The sequence below is a fragment of the Pseudomonas sp. LBUM1646 genome (assembly GCF_059716165.1).
In genome coordinates this window covers 4,768,023-4,783,592 of record NZ_CP166810.1, presented here as the reverse complement: position 1 = coordinate 4,783,592, position 15,570 = coordinate 4,768,023, and the positions used below count along the sequence as shown (strand labels likewise).

Genomic DNA, 15,570 nt, shown 5'->3' with positions numbered 1-15,570 from the left:
GGTATACGCCGAACCTCTGTAGGCGCTACCGAAGGCTGCGATCTTTGATCTTCAACAAGGTTGACTGTGAAACCCATGCGGTTCAGCCTGCCAAGGCTTTTTCGGTAGACCCCTTCACAAAGGAGACACTCGATGCCCTTCGCAACAATAGACGGACAACCCCTTCACTACATCGACCAAGGCTCCGGCCCGGCCGTGCTGCTGGCCGGCAGTTACCTGTGGGACCAGGCCATGTGGGCGCCACAGATTGCCGCGCTGTCGCAGCAGTATCGGGTGATTGCCCTGGACCTCTGGGGCCACGGTCAATCCGGGCCAGTGCCCGAAGGCACGACGTCGTTGGATGACATTGCTCACCAGGCATTGGCGCTGCTCGATCACCTGGACATCGATCGCGTCACCCTGGTGGGGTTGTCGGTCGGTGGCATGTGGGGCGTGCGTCTGGCGCTGTCGGCACCGCAACGGCTCAACGGCCTGGTGCTGATGGACACCTACCTCGGCGTCGAGCCCGAGCCGACTCGCCAATACTATTTCTCGCTGTTCAAGCAGATCGAAGACAGCGGCGTGATCTCGCCGCAGCTGCTGGACATCGTGGTGCCGATTTTCTTCCGTCCGGGCATCGATCCGCAGTCGGCGCTGTATCAGGACTTCCGCGCGTCATTGGCGGCGCTGCCTGCGCAGCGTCTGCGCGAGAGCATCGTGCCGATGGGGCGGATTACCTTTGGCCGTGATGATTTGTTATCGCGTCTGGCGGAGTTGAATCCTGAAACCACGTTGGTGATGTGTGGCGATCAGGACAAGCCGCGACCGCCAACCGAGGCCCGAGAGATGGCCGAGTTGATCGGTTGTCCGTGTGTGTTGGTACCGGAGGCGGGGCATATCTCCAATCTAGAGAATCCGGGGTTTGTGACGCAGGCATTGTTGAAGTTTTTGGCTGAGTGCAGGTAAAGATCGTTCCCACGCTCTGCGTGGGAATGCATCCTGTGGCGCTCTGCGCCACGATCTGAAGCGGACGCGGAGCGTCCGGGGCGGCATTCCCACGCAGAGCATGGGAACGATCACTCGTACTACTTAGGTCCCAGAATCTTCAACAGCTTGTCCGGCGACGGCGCGCCTTGCTGTTGCTGCAACTCGCCTTTGTCGTCCATGTAGAAAATCGCCGGGGTCGCCTGCAACTCCAGGTCTTCCATCAATTGCATGTTCGCCGCCAGTTTCGCCTGGATTGCCGGTGGCACGTCTTTCAAGGCCTTGAGCGCGCTTTCCTTACCGGCCTTTTCGTGTTCTGCCAGGGCTTTGCTCGGGTCCTTGGCGGCCAGCAGCGCGGCGGATTTGCCCGGGCTGTCTTCGCGGATGATGCCGACCATGATGTGCCGCAACTGCACCTTGCCCGACTTGACCCATGGCCGCGCCTGTTCCCAGAACATATTGCAGTAAGGGCAGTTCGGGTCGCTGAACAGGTACACCACGCGTGGCGCGTCCTTGTTGCCGTCGGCGATCCAATTGCTTGCTTCCATCTTGCCCCAGACTTCCTTGGACATCGGCGCGTAGACCAGTTTCTGCAACGGCGCGCTGCTCAGGTCATTGCCGTCGGCGTCGTACAGATTGCCGAGCAGCACGTGTTTGCCGTCCGGGGTCAGGTACAGCGCTATGCCGCGATTCTGGTATTGCGCCGCATAACCGCGCAAACCGTCCGGGGCGTCGAACTGGCCGACGATTTTCGCGCCTTTGGCTTCGATCTTCTTGATCGCCTCGGGCAGTTCTTCAACAGCCTGCGCCGACGGCAGGTGCAGCAAGGCTGCGCCCAGGGTCAGGGTCAGCAGGTGGCGGAGGCGGGGCATGGCAGTTTCCTTGCAGAGGTGGCCGGTGCGGCAGGATTAGGAGTCTCGAAGTTTTCCAGGGCGCGGGCCAGGCTGGCTTCTGACAGTTCGCCCAGATGGCTGCCCAGCAGGCGACCGTCGTTGCTATAGAACAGCGTAGTCGGCAATGCCATGGACCCGACGGCCTGGCCCAGGCGCCCACTGCCGTCGAACAACACGTTGGACAGGCTCAGGCCCTGGGTTTCCAGGAAGGTGCTGACGCTCTGCATGCTTTCGGCCTGGTTGACGAACAGGAAGGTCAGGTCCGGGCGCTGTTGCTGGGCGTTTTCCAGCACCGGCATCTCCCGGCGGCACGGTGGGCACCAAGTGGCCCAGAGGTTGATGACCAACGGGCCACCCTGATAATCGGCCAGTTGCACGGTTTCACCGGCGGCATTGCGCAAGGTGATTTCCGGCAACCGCGTGCCTTGTTCGTAAATACTCAAGGAGAAGGTCGCCAGCAGCCAGAACAGCAGCCCAGTGCCGACCCCGAAGCCCAGTGGCCGACGCAAACCCGGTCGGCGCCAGCCGCGATACAACGCCGCGAGCACCAGCACGATCACCCCCGGCCAGGCGAGAAAACCGCCATCGCGCAGGTCGATGATCTGCCACGGATCGTTGCGATACTGCGCCCAGTAGGCGATCACAAAACTGATCCGCGCCGCCAGCATGCCCAGCAGGAACAGGCTGAACAACACCGACTCGGGGTTCTCGCCGCCGCGCTTGGCCACCCGCCAACCGACGAGGGTAGCCAGCGCCAGGGCACTGATCAGCAGCAGGTGGTTAAGCGCGATGGCAAAGGTGCCGAGGGTAAAGGTCAGCATTAACGGGCATCTCGGGTGGTGGTCCAGCGTTGCAGGAAAGTCTCGGCATCGACCTCACCGGTGATGCGCTGGCTGCGGCGCTCGCTGCCGTCGGCACCGATCCACAGCAAACTTGGCGGCCCCGGCACTTTGTAGCGGCCGAGCAGTTCGCGACTGGCGGCATTGTCGGCGGTGACGTCGAGCCGGAGCAAGCGTACGTCTTTTAAGGCGTCCAATACCTGGGGTTTGGCGAAGACCTGTTTTTCCATGACTTTGCACGACACGCACCAGTCGGCGTAGTAGTCCAGCAACACCCACTGGCCCTGGGCCTGCGCCGCATCGAGTTCCCGTTGCAGGGCGGCGGGGTCTTTGATTGTGGTGAACGCTTCATGGCCGACAGGGGTGGCAGCACTGCTGGAATTTGAAGCGGCGTAAACCTGCAACGGCTTGAACAGATCATCGCCGCCGCCCGCCGCACCGATCAGCAACAGGCTGCCCCAGATGCCGAGCAGCAGCGAACTGGCGCCGAACACGTGGGCAATGCGACCAAAACCTTCCGACTGTTTCCAGGCGCTGTAGGCGGCGATCAACAGCAGGGCGCCACAGAGGCCGACCCACAAGGACTGATCCAGCACCGGGCGCAGCATCAGCAACGCGGTGGCCAGGAACAGGAAACCGAACACGCCTTTGAGCAGGTTCATCCAGTCGCCGGGCTTGGGCAGGAAACGGTTGCCGACGGTCACCAGCAACAGCAGCGGCACACCGATGCCGATGCCCATGGCGAAAAGAATCAGCCCACCGTGCAGCGCATTGCCGCTCTGGGCGATGTAGAGCAGGGCGCCGGCCAGCGGCGCAGTCATGCACGGGCCGACCAACAGACCGGACAAGGCCCCCAGCACACCGGCACCGATCAGGCTGCCGCCGCGTTGATTGCGCGAGACGTTTTCCAGCCGATCACGCACCGCCACCGGCAATTGCAGCTCGAAGAAGCCGAACATCGGCAATGCCAGCAACACGAACACCGCCGCGAAACTGCCCAGCAACCAGGGATTTTGCAGCAGCGCTTGCAGGTTGGCGCCCAGCAGCGACGCCAGAACGCCCATCGCTGCATACACCAGCGCCATGCAGATCACATAGCTGGTGGCCAGGGCAAAACCGCGCTTGGGTGTGGCGCCGCTACCGACGATCAAACCGGCGAGAATAGGCAACATCGGCAACGTACAAGGGGTGAACGCCAGCAATAGCCCAAGACCGAAGAACACCAGCAAACTCCAGCCCAGCGCCCGCTGTTGCAGGTTGCTGGCCAGGGCCTGGTCCGGTGCTTCATTTGCAGCCGACGCCGTCGTAGCGTTCCCCAGGTCTACGACCTGGGTTTTCGGTGGATAACACAAGCCAGCATCGGCACAGCCCTGGAAACCCACCTTGATCTGACCCGTGGCACCGGCCGGGATCTTCAGTTCCAGGCCTTGGCGATAGACCTGCTGTTCACCGAAGAACTCATCGCTGTGCGACTCGCCCTCAGGCAGCGCGGGGTGCTGCTCCGGGGTCAGACCGTCGAATTTAAGACGCTTCTGATACAGGTAATAACCGTCGGCAATTTGCCAATAGAGCTGGGTTTCGCCGGATTCGAGGCGTTCGGACGTGAAGATGAAGGCTTTTTCTACCGGGAGAAAGTCGGGTTTGCTTTCGAACGGATTCGTTCCTGCCTGGGCCATACCCGAAATCAAGAGAACAAAGAATAAAAACAGTCGACGCATGGGTAAGCCTTATCCCTGTGCAAGTGAAGTGCACAATGGTCGGCGGCGATTAACCGATGATTAACCGTCATGGCCTTGTGGCGCCGGCGATCGGGGCATAATGTCCGCTTAATCGGCCATCGGCCTAATCAGCTTTTTTCTACGGGGCTTTTCATGCACGTACTGGTTTGTGAAGACGACGAGTTGATCGCCAGCGGCATCGTCGCTGGCCTCACCGCCCAAGGGCTGACCGTGGAGCACGTCGCCACGGCATCATCCGCCCGGGCGATGCTCAAGGTCGCCGAGTTCGACGTCATGGTGCTCGACCTCGGCCTGCCGGACGAAGATGGCCTCAAGCTGCTTCAACAGCTGCGCAATAATGGTCTGGAAATTCCGGTGCTGATCCTCACCGCACGGGATTCGGTTACCGACCGGGTCGATGGCCTGCAGGCCGGCGCTGACGATTACCTGCTCAAACCCTTCGACCTGCGTGAACTCGCCGCACGCCTGCACACCTTGTTGCGGCGCGTGGCCGGGCGCAGCGTCAACTTGATCGAACATGGCGCCTTGACGTATGACCCGAGCAGTCGCGAAACCATGCTCGCCGGCCAGCCGGTGGATCTGTCGCGCCGTGAGCAATCGCTGTTGCAGGCTTTGCTGCACAACCGTGGCCGGGTGCTGTCCACCGAGCAGTTGAAGGACAGCGTCTACGGTTTCAACGATGAGCTGGAAAGCAACGCGCTCAACGTTCATATCCATCACCTGCGGCGCAAACTCGGCAATGGCATCGTCGAAACGGTGCGCGGCCTGGGCTATCGCCTCGGGCCGGCGGACGGCGGAGATCAATCGAAGTGATGAGCCTGCGTTTGCGCCTGAGCCTGACCCTCGGCGCCGCGTTTGCGCTGATCTGGGCGCTGGCGGCAGCCTGGATGCTCAGCGACCTGCGTAACCAGATGATGTTTTCCCTCGATCAGCGGCTGGTGGCATCGGCACGAATGGTTGCCGGCCTGATGGAGCAATTGCCGGCGTTGCCGACCAAGGGTGAGGGCACCCATTTCAGCGCGGAACAATTGAATGTTCCCGGTGGCATGGCGTGTCAGGTCAGTTCGTTGCGCGGCGAAATCCTTGCGCGCAGTCACACCGACCCGCAACAAACCCTGGAAGCCGAGAAAATGGGCTTTCACGACCAGATGATCGACGGCGCGCCGTGGCGCAGTTTCACCCTGGCGCGTGGTGATCTGCGGATCACCACGGCGGATCGGCAGATCGAGCGCGAAGCTCTGAACATGTCGATCCTGTTGGCCGCCTCGGTGCCGGTGGGTGTGGCGCTGCTCGGTTGCCTGTGCCTGCTCTGGCTCGGGATCGGCCAGGGGCTGGCGCCGCTCAATCGCATGCGCGATGCCTTGATGCGGCGCAGTGCCGATTCCCTTGAACCGTTGCAGATCCAGCCGCTGCCCAGCGAGTTGCAACCGTTGCTGGACACCCAGAATCAACTGTTCCAGCGCATTGGCCGGACCATCGAGCGCGAGCGCCGCCTGACCGGCGATGCTGCCCATGAATTGCGCAGCCCGCTGACCGCGATCAAGACCCATCTGCAAGTGGCGCGCATGACCGAAGGCGCGGCCCGGGATCAATCCCTGGCCCGGGCCGAAGAGGGCGCCGATCGCCTGCACCGTACCCTTGAACAATTGCTGCTGCTGGCGCGGGTCGAGGGCAGCCTGTCGTTCGATGACGGCGTGCAGTGCAGCGCCGAGCAAGTGGCGAAACTGGCGATTCAGGATGCCGCCAGCGGTGATCGCCAACGCATCAAGTTTCAGCCGCCGATCAAGTGTTCCGCCGCTCCGGTGCAAATGCCCGCGGTGTTGTCGATTGCTGCGCTGCGTAACCTGCTGGACAACGCCTTGCGCCACACCCCGAGCGACGGGGCCGTGGAGTTGAGCCTGGAAACCACCGGCAACCGCGTGCGCTTCGTGGTTCGCGACCACGGGCCGGGGATTGCCGAAGATGACCTGCAACACCTGACCCAACGTTTCTGGCGTAACGGCCAGAGCACCGGTTGCGGGCTGGGGTTGGCGATTGTTCAGGCGATCGTTCAGCGTTGTGCCTGTACGTTGCATTTCGACAGTCGACCGGACGGGTTGCGGGTTGAGTTGACGATGCCGCTGCAACCGGCCTAATCCCTGTAGGAGCTGCCGAAGGCTGCGAGCTTTTGATCTTGCTTCTAAGCATGAAGATCAAAAGCTCGCAGCCTTCGGCAGCTCCTACATTGGATTTGCGTCGTACACCAAATGTAACGTCTCTCCATTGGCATTCCTGCCCGCGCTGGCGCTATCGTCCTCCGCAGCTTTGACTCAATGGATTGAGGTAACAGCGCTATGGATGCACCGCTTATCACCTGCAAGGCAACCCCCTCCGACGCCGGCATTATCAGCCGGATCATCGAGCGTTCGATCCGGGTCGGTTGCGCACTCGACCACCGCAACAACGCGAAAATCGTCGCCGCCTGGACCCACAACAAAACCGCCGAACATATCCACGCATGGCTGACCGACCAACGGTTGTACCTGACTATTGCCCTGCTTCAGGACAAACCGATCGGCGTCGCCATGGCCGCGAGCAGTGGCAAAATCACCTTCTGCTACGTGCAACCGGAATGGTTTCGCCGCGGTGCCGGGCAAGCCTTAGTCCGTGACCTGGAAGCCTGGTTGCGCGATCAGGACTTGCACCAGGTTCGACTCAATAGCACCCGCACCAGCGAAGCCTTTTATCGACATCTGGGTTATCGCACCTGCGCTGAAACCTTCAACGTGGCGGGCCTTCAAGCCATTCCGATGCACAAGGCACTGACGCCACCTTCATAGAAAGCTGCTCGCGGGTCTAAATCCCCAAGCCCCTGATGCGTTTCCAGAACAGGAAAACCTGCAAGTGCGCCCCGTGACCGGAACGCGCACCTGCCCGGTGTGCAGTTTTGGTCACTATCAACAGCGTATTGAGGGGTCGAGAGATGTCAGTCGCTACCAGCCTTATCGAAGATCAGCCGGCCCGGGTCGCTCCGACGTCTGCCGAGACGCTTTACCAGTTCAATGAATCGCCATTGCTGGCCCGTCAGAGCCAGCAGGAATCGAATGCCCGCAGCTACCCGCGACGCATTCCCCTGGCGCTCAAGCGTGCCAAGGGCATTTACGTCGAAGACGTCGAGGGTCGCAGTTTTATCGATTGCCTGGCCGGGGCAGGCACGCTGGCGCTGGGGCATAACCATCCGGTGGTGATCGAAGCGATCCAGCAAGTGCTGACCGATGAGCTGCCGCTGCACACCCTCGACCTGACTACCCCGGTCAAGGATCAGTTTGTCCAGGACTTGTTCGGCCTGCTGCCACCGGCCCTGGTCGCAGAAGCGAAAATTCAGTTCTGTGGCCCCACCGGCACTGATGCGGTGGAAGCCGCACTGAAACTGGTGCGCACCGCCACCGGGCGCAGCACCGTGTTGTCGTTCCAGGGCGGTTACCACGGTATGAGCCAGGGCGCGTTGAGCCTGATGGGTAGCCTGGGGCCGAAAAAACCCTTGGGCGCGTTGCTCAGCAGCGGCGTGCAGTTCATGCCGTACCCCTACGATTACCGCTGCCCGTTCGGGCTCGGCGGCACGCAAGGGGTGCAGGTCAACCTTAATTACCTGGAAAATCTGCTCAACGACCCGGAGGCCGGCGTGCAATTGCCGGCGGCGGTGATCGTCGAAGTGGTGCAGGGCGAGGGCGGCGTGATTCCGGCGGATCTTGACTGGTTACGCGGCTTGCGGCGCATCACCGAGCAGGCCGGCGTGGCGCTGATCGTCGATGAAATCCAGAGCGGTTTTGCCCGCACCGGCAAGATGTTCGCCTTTGAACACGCCGGCATCATTCCGGACGTGGTTGTACTGTCCAAGGCCATCGGCGGCAGTCTGCCGTTGGCGGTGGTGGTCTATCGCGACTGGCTCGACACCTGGCTGCCAGGCGCCCATGCCGGGACCTTCCGTGGCAATCAGATGGCCATGGCCGCTGGCTCTGCGGTGATGCGTTACCTGAAAGAAAACAATGTTTGTGCCCACGCCGCCGCCATGGGCGAACGCCTGAGCGAACACCTGCGCATCCTGCAACGGGACTTCCCGCAGTTGGGCGATATTCGCGGTCGCGGCTTGATGCTCGGCGTCGAACTGGTTGACCCGAGCGGCACCCCGGACGTGCAAGGCCATCCACCGGCGTTCGGTCGCCTGGCACCGCTGGTGCAGCGTGAATGCCTCAAGCGCGGCTTGATCCTCGAACTGGGCGGTCGTCATGGTGCGGTGGTGCGCTTCCTGCCGCCGCTGGTGATCACCGCCACGGAAATCGACCGGGTCGCGGAGATTTTCGGCCGGGCGTTGGCGGCGGCCACCGCCGCGCTCTAAATTTTCCAGCGACTCGAACGTTCCTTCTACATACCGGCTGCACACGCCGTGCAGCCCACCCCTACAGCGATGGAGACACACCATGACGTCAGTATTCGACCGCGAGGACATCCTCTTTCAGGTCGTGGTCAACCACGAAGAGCAATACTCGATCTGGCCCGACTACAAAGCCGTGCCACAAGGCTGGCGTACCGTGGGCAAGAGCGGCCTGAAGAAAGAGTGCCTGGCTTACATCGAAGAAACCTGGACTGACATGCGTCCGCTGAGCTTGCGCCAGAAGATGGAAGAGCAGGCGGCAGTGGCTCGCTGAGTCGCCGAGAAGCCCGCTGAACCGAGAAGGTCAGCGGGCTTTTTCATATCTGGAGTTTGTGTTGTTTTGATCGTTCCCACGCTCTGCGTGGGAATGCCTCAATGGACGCTCTGCGTCCGCTTTGGGACGCGGAGCTCCCACGCAGAGCGTGGGAACGATCTTAGGCCGAAGGCCCGTCGCTCAACCCCTTGATCACCAAATCCACATTCCCCTCCAACTCCGCCACCGGGTCCGCCGCGTCCGTGCTTAATACAACCAACCGACTCCCGGCCTCGCTGATCACCGCTTTCAACGCCTCCGACGGCGGGCGATGATGCAACACCACCGCCACATCATTGTCCTTGAGCGTCGCGCCCAGTTGCTTGAGCGCTTCAGGCGTCCACTCGGCATCCGGTCGGGCATCGAGCCCGACCAGTTCCAGGTTGAGCCCGCCGATCAGGTAGCCGAAGTGATCGCTCAGGCTCATCACGGTGAGGTTGTCGGCACTGGCCAGGCGCGCTTCACTGTCGGCGCTGAACTTGAGTAAACGCTGTTTGAGCGCTGCCAGGTTCGCGTCGATTTTCGGCTTGGCCTCAGGCGCCAGGCGCACCAGATCCGCTGCCATCACGTCCGCCATACGCCCCATGTTGTTGCTGGAAAACCACGGCTGACTGTTCAAGCCATCGACCTTGTTGCCTGGCTGCACGGCGATGCCGGGCAGGGCGCCGTCCACCGGGCGAGCGGCGTCGATTTCGATGATGCGGATATTGCTACGACGAGCATTCGGGTACAGCGGATCGTCCGGCCACAGTGAGCGCAAGCCAATGACCGCGTCGGCGTCGGTCGCCAGCTTACTCAGTTCCGCCGCGCCACGGCCGGTGAAGTAGGCGGCTTGCCGAGTGCCGGGCAGGTTGGCTGGCGCCGCACGCTCAATGACGACATCGGTGCCGTCCAGCAGCAGGGTACCGAGGCCGTAGGTCACCGGCAGCGACGCCAGGACCAGGGTTTTATGCGCGGACGACGAGGAAAAGAGGGCCGTATTACCGACACCGTGATTGGCCACCAGGCGCATCGGTTCGAAGCTATCGCCAGCAAACGCGTTGCAGGAGGCCGCCCCGCACAGGGCCATGGCCAGGGTCAATTGACGCAGGGTAAAAGACATTTATCCGAGATTCCCTTTCAGACTTGGAACGACACCGCGCGCGATGGCGGACAGGGCGAAGGCGATACCGGCCACCAGAATGATCGCGGCACCGGACGGGATCGGCAGGTCGAAGACAATCGGCGCAAGGATGCCGCACAGGGTGCTGACCGTCGCGATCGCCACCGAGCACCAGAAGAACCCCTTCAGTGATTGACTGAGCAACCGCGCCGCCGCCGCCGGAATCACCAGCAAGGCGCCGACCAGGATCGCGCCGATAACCTTCACCGCCGCGACGGTAATCAGGGTCACCAGAATCACGAACAGGTAATCCAGGGTCTTCACCGCCACCCCGCGCACCGCTGCCAGTTGCGGGTTGAAACTGGCGAGCATGATGCGGTTGTACAGCGGCAAGGCCAGGGCCATCACCAGTGAACCGACGATGGCCAACACCAGCAAGTCGTTGCCGTTAACCGTCAGCACCGAACCGAACAGCACGTTTTCCAGAATATGTACGTTGATCTTGCCCGCCAGAATCAACAGCAGGCTGGCACCCAGCGCCAACGACACGGAGAGGAACACCCCGATCAGCGTATCCGGCGCCAGGCCGGTGCGGTTGCGCAGGTAATTGAGCAAGATGCCGAACAACAAGCAGTAGCCAAACAGGCTGCCATACGGCCCGGTGTAGGGTTCGCCAAGCAGGATGCCGATGGCCACGCCGGTCAACGCCGCGTGACCTACCGCTTCGGAGAAAAACGCGAAGCGTTTGACCACCACCAGCGTGCCCAAACCGCCCAGTACCGGGCCGATCAACAACCCGGCGAGCAGCGCATTGACGACAAATCCATAGGCCAGCGCTTCCGGCAAATAACCCGCAGAGGCCCAGCCCTGGACCATCAAACGAAAGGCTTCATAACTCATCAGGCAGCGCTCCGTGGATGGGTAGAAAACAGGGTCAGCAAGCGCTCCGGCGTCAATGCCTGCTGCGGCGTGGCGTCGAATAGCACCCGACGATTGAGCCCGGTGACCCGATCCGCCAAACGCTTGACCGCTTCCAGGTCATGCTCGATCCACAGCACGGTAATGCCGCTTTGGCGCCAGTCGCCCAGCAGGCGTTCGAACACCTGAATGCCGGCTTCATCGAGGGCCGACATTGGTTCGTCGAGCACCAGCAATTGCGGTGCCGGGATCAGCCCCTGAGCCAGCAACACCCGCTGGCGTTCCCCGCCGGACAACGCGCCCATGCGACGCTTGCGTTTGTCCTGCATGCCGACCCTTTCCAGCGCTTCACCAATCGCCGCCGCGTAATGTTTGCTCAAGCCGAGAAACGCCGGGCGCCGCTGACACATGGCGGCCATGAAATCGTCGACGGTCATCGGCAAGCCCCGGTCGAACTCCAGCGCCTGCGGCACGTAGCCGATGGTGCCGGGCTCGCCGGGCCATTTGAGGCTCAGGCGACCCTGATGCGGCATCTGCCCGAGCAACGTCTTGATCAGAGAACTCTTGCCGCCACCGTTGGGGCCGACCAGCGCATGCACGCTGCCGGGCTGGACCTGGAAGGTCACGTTGTCGAGGATCGTCGTGCGGCCGAGGGTCAGGCTGACATCGGTGAAATCCAGGGTCGGGCCGGCGCTTTGTACCGCCAGGTTTTCTTGGGCGGTCATGCGCCGGACTCCTGAATCGCCCGCACCACCGTGTTGAGGTTGCCGGTCATTTCTTTTTCGTATTTGTCGGCGGTGTATTCGCCATAGGAAATGTGCGACAGGGGATACAGCTTCACCCCGGATTCACGCTGGATGGTGTCGACGTAAGTGGAGGGGAAATCCATCTCGGAGAAGATCACCTTCACGTCGAGTTCGCGCAGTTGATCGATGGTCTTTTTCAACTGGCTCGGACTCGGCTCGATGCCGTGGGCCGGTTCGACCACCGCCGTCACTTCCAGGCCAAACTCACGCAGTAGGTAGTCGTAGGCCGCGTGGACCGTGGCCACCCGCAGTTCAGCGTTCGGCGCCTGGGTCAATTTGGCCAGGGCGTCCGCGCGCATCTGCCGCAGACGTTTGCCATAGGCGCGGGCGTTCTGGGTATACGTTTTGGCGTTGTCCGGGTCGAGCTTGCCCAGTTCCCGGGCGATGTTGTTGACCTGGGCAATCGAGGCGCTGATCGACAGGAAGGTATGTGGGTTGACGACCTTGCCGGCACCACGCGCGGCGGTACCGGTAGCGGCCAGCAGCGGCACATTTTCGTTGGCTTCGATCACCGGGATGTTCGGGGTTTCGCTGGCGGCGATCATGCGATCGGCGAAGTCGTCATGGCCGACGCCGTTGAGCACGATCACGTCGAGCCCGCTGATGCGCTTGATGTCTTCGGCGCGGGGTTCGTAGGCGTGGGGGTTGAAACCGGCCGGAATCAGCGGCACCACTTCGGCCTTGTCGCCGACGATATTGGCCACGTAGCTGTAATAAGGGTGCAGGGTGATGCCGATGCGCAGGCGCTTGGCCTGATCGGCGCTGGCCAGTGGCGTCAGCAGCAAGGCGCACAGACCGACCAGCAGCAGGCGCAAAATTGAACGTTGAGATGAAATAGGCATGGGAAAGCGGTCTTCTCTCGGGTGAAGGCGAGGGTTCAGTGCCGGTGCTGGCGGGTCACGCCGGCATCGAATTGCGCGACGATCTGCTGCCAGCCGGTGCTTTCGAGCGCGGCGTCGGCGAGATCGGTCGGGGCGGCGAGCGCTTGCCCGCGGTTGAGCCAGACGTCCGGCGCATCGTCGTCAGCGGTCAAGCGCAGCAGAAACGAGCCCGCGACCGTGGGTGTCTGGCTCTGGCCGAAGTAAGCCTTGGCTTCGAGCAACTGCCAGGCATGGCTACCGCGACTGACCGAACTGGCGTCCTGGGCAAACGGCGCAAAGCCTTCGTTGGCCAATACTTCAGGGGTAGGCAGCGCTGTTTGCTCCTGGCGCAGCAAGTGAATCTCGTCCAGGGTCACCCGAAGATCGGCGTAGATGCCCTGTTCAGAAGCGCTCAGGTCACGGCGGGCATCCAGTTGATGGCTGCTGATGTTGCTCACTTCCTGGGACTCATGGCGCCAGGCGACCACCGAGCCGGCGACCGCGAGGATCATCAGGCACAACAGCAACACATAGAGAGTTTCATGACCGGCACCGGCCGGACGGACGATTTGCGTGGTGGGCGTGCTCATGTTCACGGTGCCTCGATGTCGGCTTGGTCGATCTCGACCACGTGGCCGGGACCGGCGTCGAACAGTACGTAGAACTCCGCGCCGGGTTTCTTGAAGGTCAGGGTCGAGTCGGTGCCGAGCTTGCCCGGTACCAGAATCGTTTCGTCGTAGCCGATCACGTCCAGGGTCACCCCCGGCGCGCCGCTGCCGTCAGAGAAACCGCCGGTGCATTTGATTTGCTCGGCATCGATGGCCTTGCACTCGCACATCGGGTTGTGGGCCAGGGCACTGGCGCTGAAACCGGCGCAGAGCACCAGTAACGCGGCGCTGAGCGGGCGAAATGCGTTGATCATGGTTTGCCTCCTTGTTTGTTCAGCCAGGCGAGCGTGGCGGGGGAGGCCTGGCTCAGGGGAATGGATGCCTGATGCATGCTGCCGTCCCAGCCTTCCATGGTGATCCACAGCTCGGCGTCGGCTTTGGTTTTTTCCGGCACCGGCAGCGAAGCGCCCATGCGGTATGGCGTGCCGAAGAAAATCACCCCGGCGGCCCGCAGGCTGCGGGGTTTGCCGATGCGCAGGTAGGTGGCCTTGACCTGCTCGACACAGGTGTTGCACAGGGCGGCATTGAAGCCTTTGAGGTAGCCGGCCGGGCCATCCGGGCGCGGTGCTTCATTGCGCAACTCGGCCAGGCGCAGGCTCCAGGGGCCGACCTGGATTTCGCCGATATCCCGTTCGCCGAGGCCGACGTCACCGCGAAACAATGCCGCATCACTGAAGTATTTGGGCATGAAACCCAACGGGATCAGCAGCAACAGGATGTTCAAGTGGAAGCGCCATTTGTGCCACAGCACGCTCAGGCGCGAGGGTGGCGGGGCGATGGTTATCTTGTTCACTGGCTGGCCTCCGATGTTTCACGGTTCAGTTGCACCGTGGTGCTGCGCTGCTTCTTGTTGCTGCGCTTGAGCGCATTGGCGGTGGCGAGGGCGGTGCGCTTGGTCCAGATCAGCAGACCGCTGAGCACCATCATGCTCAGCACCAGGCCGAAGAAGAACCAGATCAACTTGATCCACAAACCGCCGAAATCCCCGGTGTGCAGCGGACGCATGGATTCGGTGACGAACTCCAGGGCGTTACGGTCCGACAGCAGTCGCGAGGCGGCGATTTCACCGTTGTACGGGTTGATGGTCGCCGTCTGGTACATCAGCGGATACCAACCGCGCCCACCGATGTCCAGGTGGCTGTAGCCATTGCCCGGCAGGCTGACAAAACTCGCTTCCAGCCCCGGAATCTTTTGCATGGCGATTTCAATCGCGCGATCCAGGTCGATCCGTGGCGGCGGCGTACCGTCCGGCGACAACGGCACGGCTTCACGGGCCATGGCCGGAATGATCGGGGCGCTGGAGATGGAAATCTGGTTGTCGGAGAGCAGGGCTTCAATCAGGAACCAGACGCCGGTGATGGAAATGACCGCGATGAACCAGATCGACCAGATCCCGCTGAGACGGTGAAAGTCGCCCCAGAAAATCCGCGCGCCATGGCGAATGCGCAGGGTCGGCTTGAGGAAGCCTTTCCAGAATTTCTTGTAGACCACCAGCCCGGTAATCAGGGAAACCAACAGCGGCAAGCCGAGGAACGACACCAGATACCAGCCCCAGCTGAAGCCATTGGTGAACGGCACCAGCCACCAGCCATGCAAGGCGCGGGTGAAAGCCTTGAAATTGAAGTCCGGCGCCACGCCCTGGATTACCCCGGTATACGGGTTGACGTAGACCGTCACCGAACGCCCGTCGGGATAGGCGACGTCTACGTCGAGAGCGAAGTGCGATTCGTCGGGGCGGTTGATGCTCTGGACCAGGGTCTGGGGTTCGGCTTTCTTGATGGCCGCGAGGATCTGGTCGTAGCTGAGCAACGGCGCGTCGTCCGAGGGTTGGCTGGCGCGCATTTGCGGGTTGGCCAGCCAGACGATTTCCTGACTGACGACGGCCAGAGTGCCGGTCACGCAGACGATCAGCACGAAAAACCAGATCGGCAGCGCCAGCCAGCTATGGACCAGAAACCAGAGTTTGGAACGGGATTTCTTCGACATGATTAAAGGTCTTGTTTCGATGAGAGGGCCTCTGCCACGGGCTTCGTAGCACGGTGACCCCTGAAGGGCCGG

General features: G+C 62.0%; 17 protein-coding genes. 6 read left to right on the top strand and 11 right to left on the bottom strand.

Going from position 1 to position 15,570, the window contains the following annotated elements; genetic code table 11:
- The first annotated feature begins 132 nt into the window (after positions 1–132).
- Positions 133–945 carry an alpha/beta fold hydrolase gene (locus tag ACA071_RS21740; RefSeq protein ID WP_497641043.1) on the top strand — a complete coding sequence of 271 codons (813 nt, stop codon included), beginning with the start codon at positions 133–135 and terminating at the stop codon, positions 943–945.
- 119 nt (positions 946–1,064) lie between these two features.
- Here ACA071_RS21740 and dsbG read toward each other — a convergent pair whose 3' ends face one another.
- Genes dsbG through dsbD form a run of 3 tightly spaced genes read right to left on the bottom strand, consistent with a single transcriptional unit; the run spans position 1,065 to position 4,413 of the window.
- Complete coding sequence (gene dsbG / locus ACA071_RS21735) at positions 1,065–1,835, bottom strand: thiol:disulfide interchange protein DsbG (protein WP_497641042.1); 771 nt, start codon at positions 1,833–1,835, stop codon at positions 1,065–1,067.
- Positions 1,811–2,677, bottom strand: a complete 867-nt coding sequence (locus ACA071_RS21730) for a TlpA family protein disulfide reductase (RefSeq protein ID WP_497641041.1) — start codon at positions 2,675–2,677, stop codon at positions 1,811–1,813. The genes dsbG and ACA071_RS21730 overlap by 25 nt, the downstream gene beginning before the upstream one ends.
- Positions 2,677–4,413 carry a protein-disulfide reductase DsbD gene (dsbD, locus tag ACA071_RS21725; protein WP_497641040.1) on the bottom strand — a complete coding sequence of 579 codons (1,737 nt, stop codon included), beginning with the start codon at positions 4,411–4,413 and terminating at the stop codon, positions 2,677–2,679. Before dsbD ends, ACA071_RS21730 begins: the two co-directional genes overlap by 1 nt.
- Before the next feature lie 153 nt (positions 4,414–4,566).
- Here dsbD and ACA071_RS21720 point away from each other — a divergent pair, with 153 nt between their 5' ends.
- The 5 genes from ACA071_RS21720 (at position 4,567) to ACA071_RS21700 (ending at position 9,119) form a co-directional block, all read left to right on the top strand.
- Positions 4,567–5,247 carry a response regulator gene (locus ACA071_RS21720; protein WP_497641039.1) on the top strand — a complete coding sequence of 227 codons (681 nt, stop codon included), beginning with the start codon at positions 4,567–4,569 and terminating at the stop codon, positions 5,245–5,247.
- A complete protein-coding gene (locus tag ACA071_RS21715) occupies positions 5,244–6,569 on the top strand; it encodes an ATP-binding protein (protein ID WP_497641038.1) in 1,326 nt (441 codons plus the stop codon). Before ACA071_RS21720 ends, ACA071_RS21715 begins: the two co-directional genes overlap by 4 nt.
- A gap of 198 nt (positions 6,570–6,767) precedes the next feature.
- Positions 6,768–7,253 (top strand): GNAT family N-acetyltransferase, encoded by a 486-nt coding sequence (locus ACA071_RS21710; RefSeq protein WP_497641037.1) that lies wholly within the window; start codon positions 6,768–6,770, stop codon positions 7,251–7,253.
- Between the two features lie 143 nt (positions 7,254–7,396).
- Positions 7,397–8,809: an aspartate aminotransferase family protein gene (locus tag ACA071_RS21705; RefSeq protein WP_497641036.1), complete on the top strand. Its 1,413-nt coding sequence runs from the start codon at positions 7,397–7,399 to the stop codon at positions 8,807–8,809.
- A gap of 82 nt (positions 8,810–8,891) precedes the next feature.
- Positions 8,892–9,119, top strand: coding sequence for an MbtH family protein (locus ACA071_RS21700; RefSeq protein WP_497641035.1), 228 nt, complete (start codon positions 8,892–8,894; stop codon positions 9,117–9,119).
- Between the two features lie 160 nt (positions 9,120–9,279).
- On the opposite strand, the gene ACA071_RS21695 is transcribed toward ACA071_RS21700, so the two are convergent.
- Genes ACA071_RS21695 through ACA071_RS21660 form a run of 8 tightly spaced genes read right to left on the bottom strand, consistent with a single transcriptional unit; the run spans position 9,280 to position 15,498 of the window.
- Positions 9,280–10,260 (bottom strand): metal ABC transporter substrate-binding protein, encoded by a 981-nt coding sequence (locus ACA071_RS21695; RefSeq protein ID WP_497641034.1) that lies wholly within the window; start codon positions 10,258–10,260, stop codon positions 9,280–9,282.
- Positions 10,261–11,160, bottom strand: coding sequence for a metal ABC transporter permease (locus ACA071_RS21690; RefSeq protein WP_133838194.1), 900 nt, complete (start codon positions 11,158–11,160; stop codon positions 10,261–10,263).
- Positions 11,160–11,903, bottom strand: a complete 744-nt coding sequence (locus tag ACA071_RS21685) for a metal ABC transporter ATP-binding protein (RefSeq protein ID WP_497641033.1) — start codon at positions 11,901–11,903, stop codon at positions 11,160–11,162. The genes ACA071_RS21690 and ACA071_RS21685 overlap by 1 nt, the downstream gene beginning before the upstream one ends.
- Positions 11,900–12,826, bottom strand: a complete 927-nt coding sequence (locus tag ACA071_RS21680) for a metal ABC transporter substrate-binding protein (RefSeq protein WP_497641032.1) — start codon at positions 12,824–12,826, stop codon at positions 11,900–11,902. The genes ACA071_RS21685 and ACA071_RS21680 overlap by 4 nt, the downstream gene beginning before the upstream one ends.
- Positions 12,827–12,861: 35 nt before the next feature.
- On the bottom strand, positions 12,862–13,434 hold the full coding sequence (locus ACA071_RS21675; RefSeq protein WP_497641031.1) for a DUF6162 family protein: 573 nt from the start codon (positions 13,432–13,434) through the stop codon (positions 12,862–12,864).
- 2 nt (positions 13,435–13,436) lie between these two features.
- On the bottom strand, positions 13,437–13,766 hold the full coding sequence (locus ACA071_RS21670; protein WP_169373794.1) for a hypothetical protein: 330 nt from the start codon (positions 13,764–13,766) through the stop codon (positions 13,437–13,439).
- Entirely contained in the window at positions 13,763–14,305 is a 543-nt protein-coding gene (locus ACA071_RS21665) for a PA2404 family protein (protein WP_497641030.1), read from the bottom strand. The genes ACA071_RS21670 and ACA071_RS21665 overlap by 4 nt, the downstream gene beginning before the upstream one ends.
- Entirely contained in the window at positions 14,302–15,498 is a 1,197-nt protein-coding gene (locus tag ACA071_RS21660; protein ID WP_497641029.1) for a PepSY-associated TM helix domain-containing protein, read from the bottom strand. The genes ACA071_RS21665 and ACA071_RS21660 overlap by 4 nt, the downstream gene beginning before the upstream one ends.
- Positions 15,499–15,570: the final 72 nt, after the last annotated feature.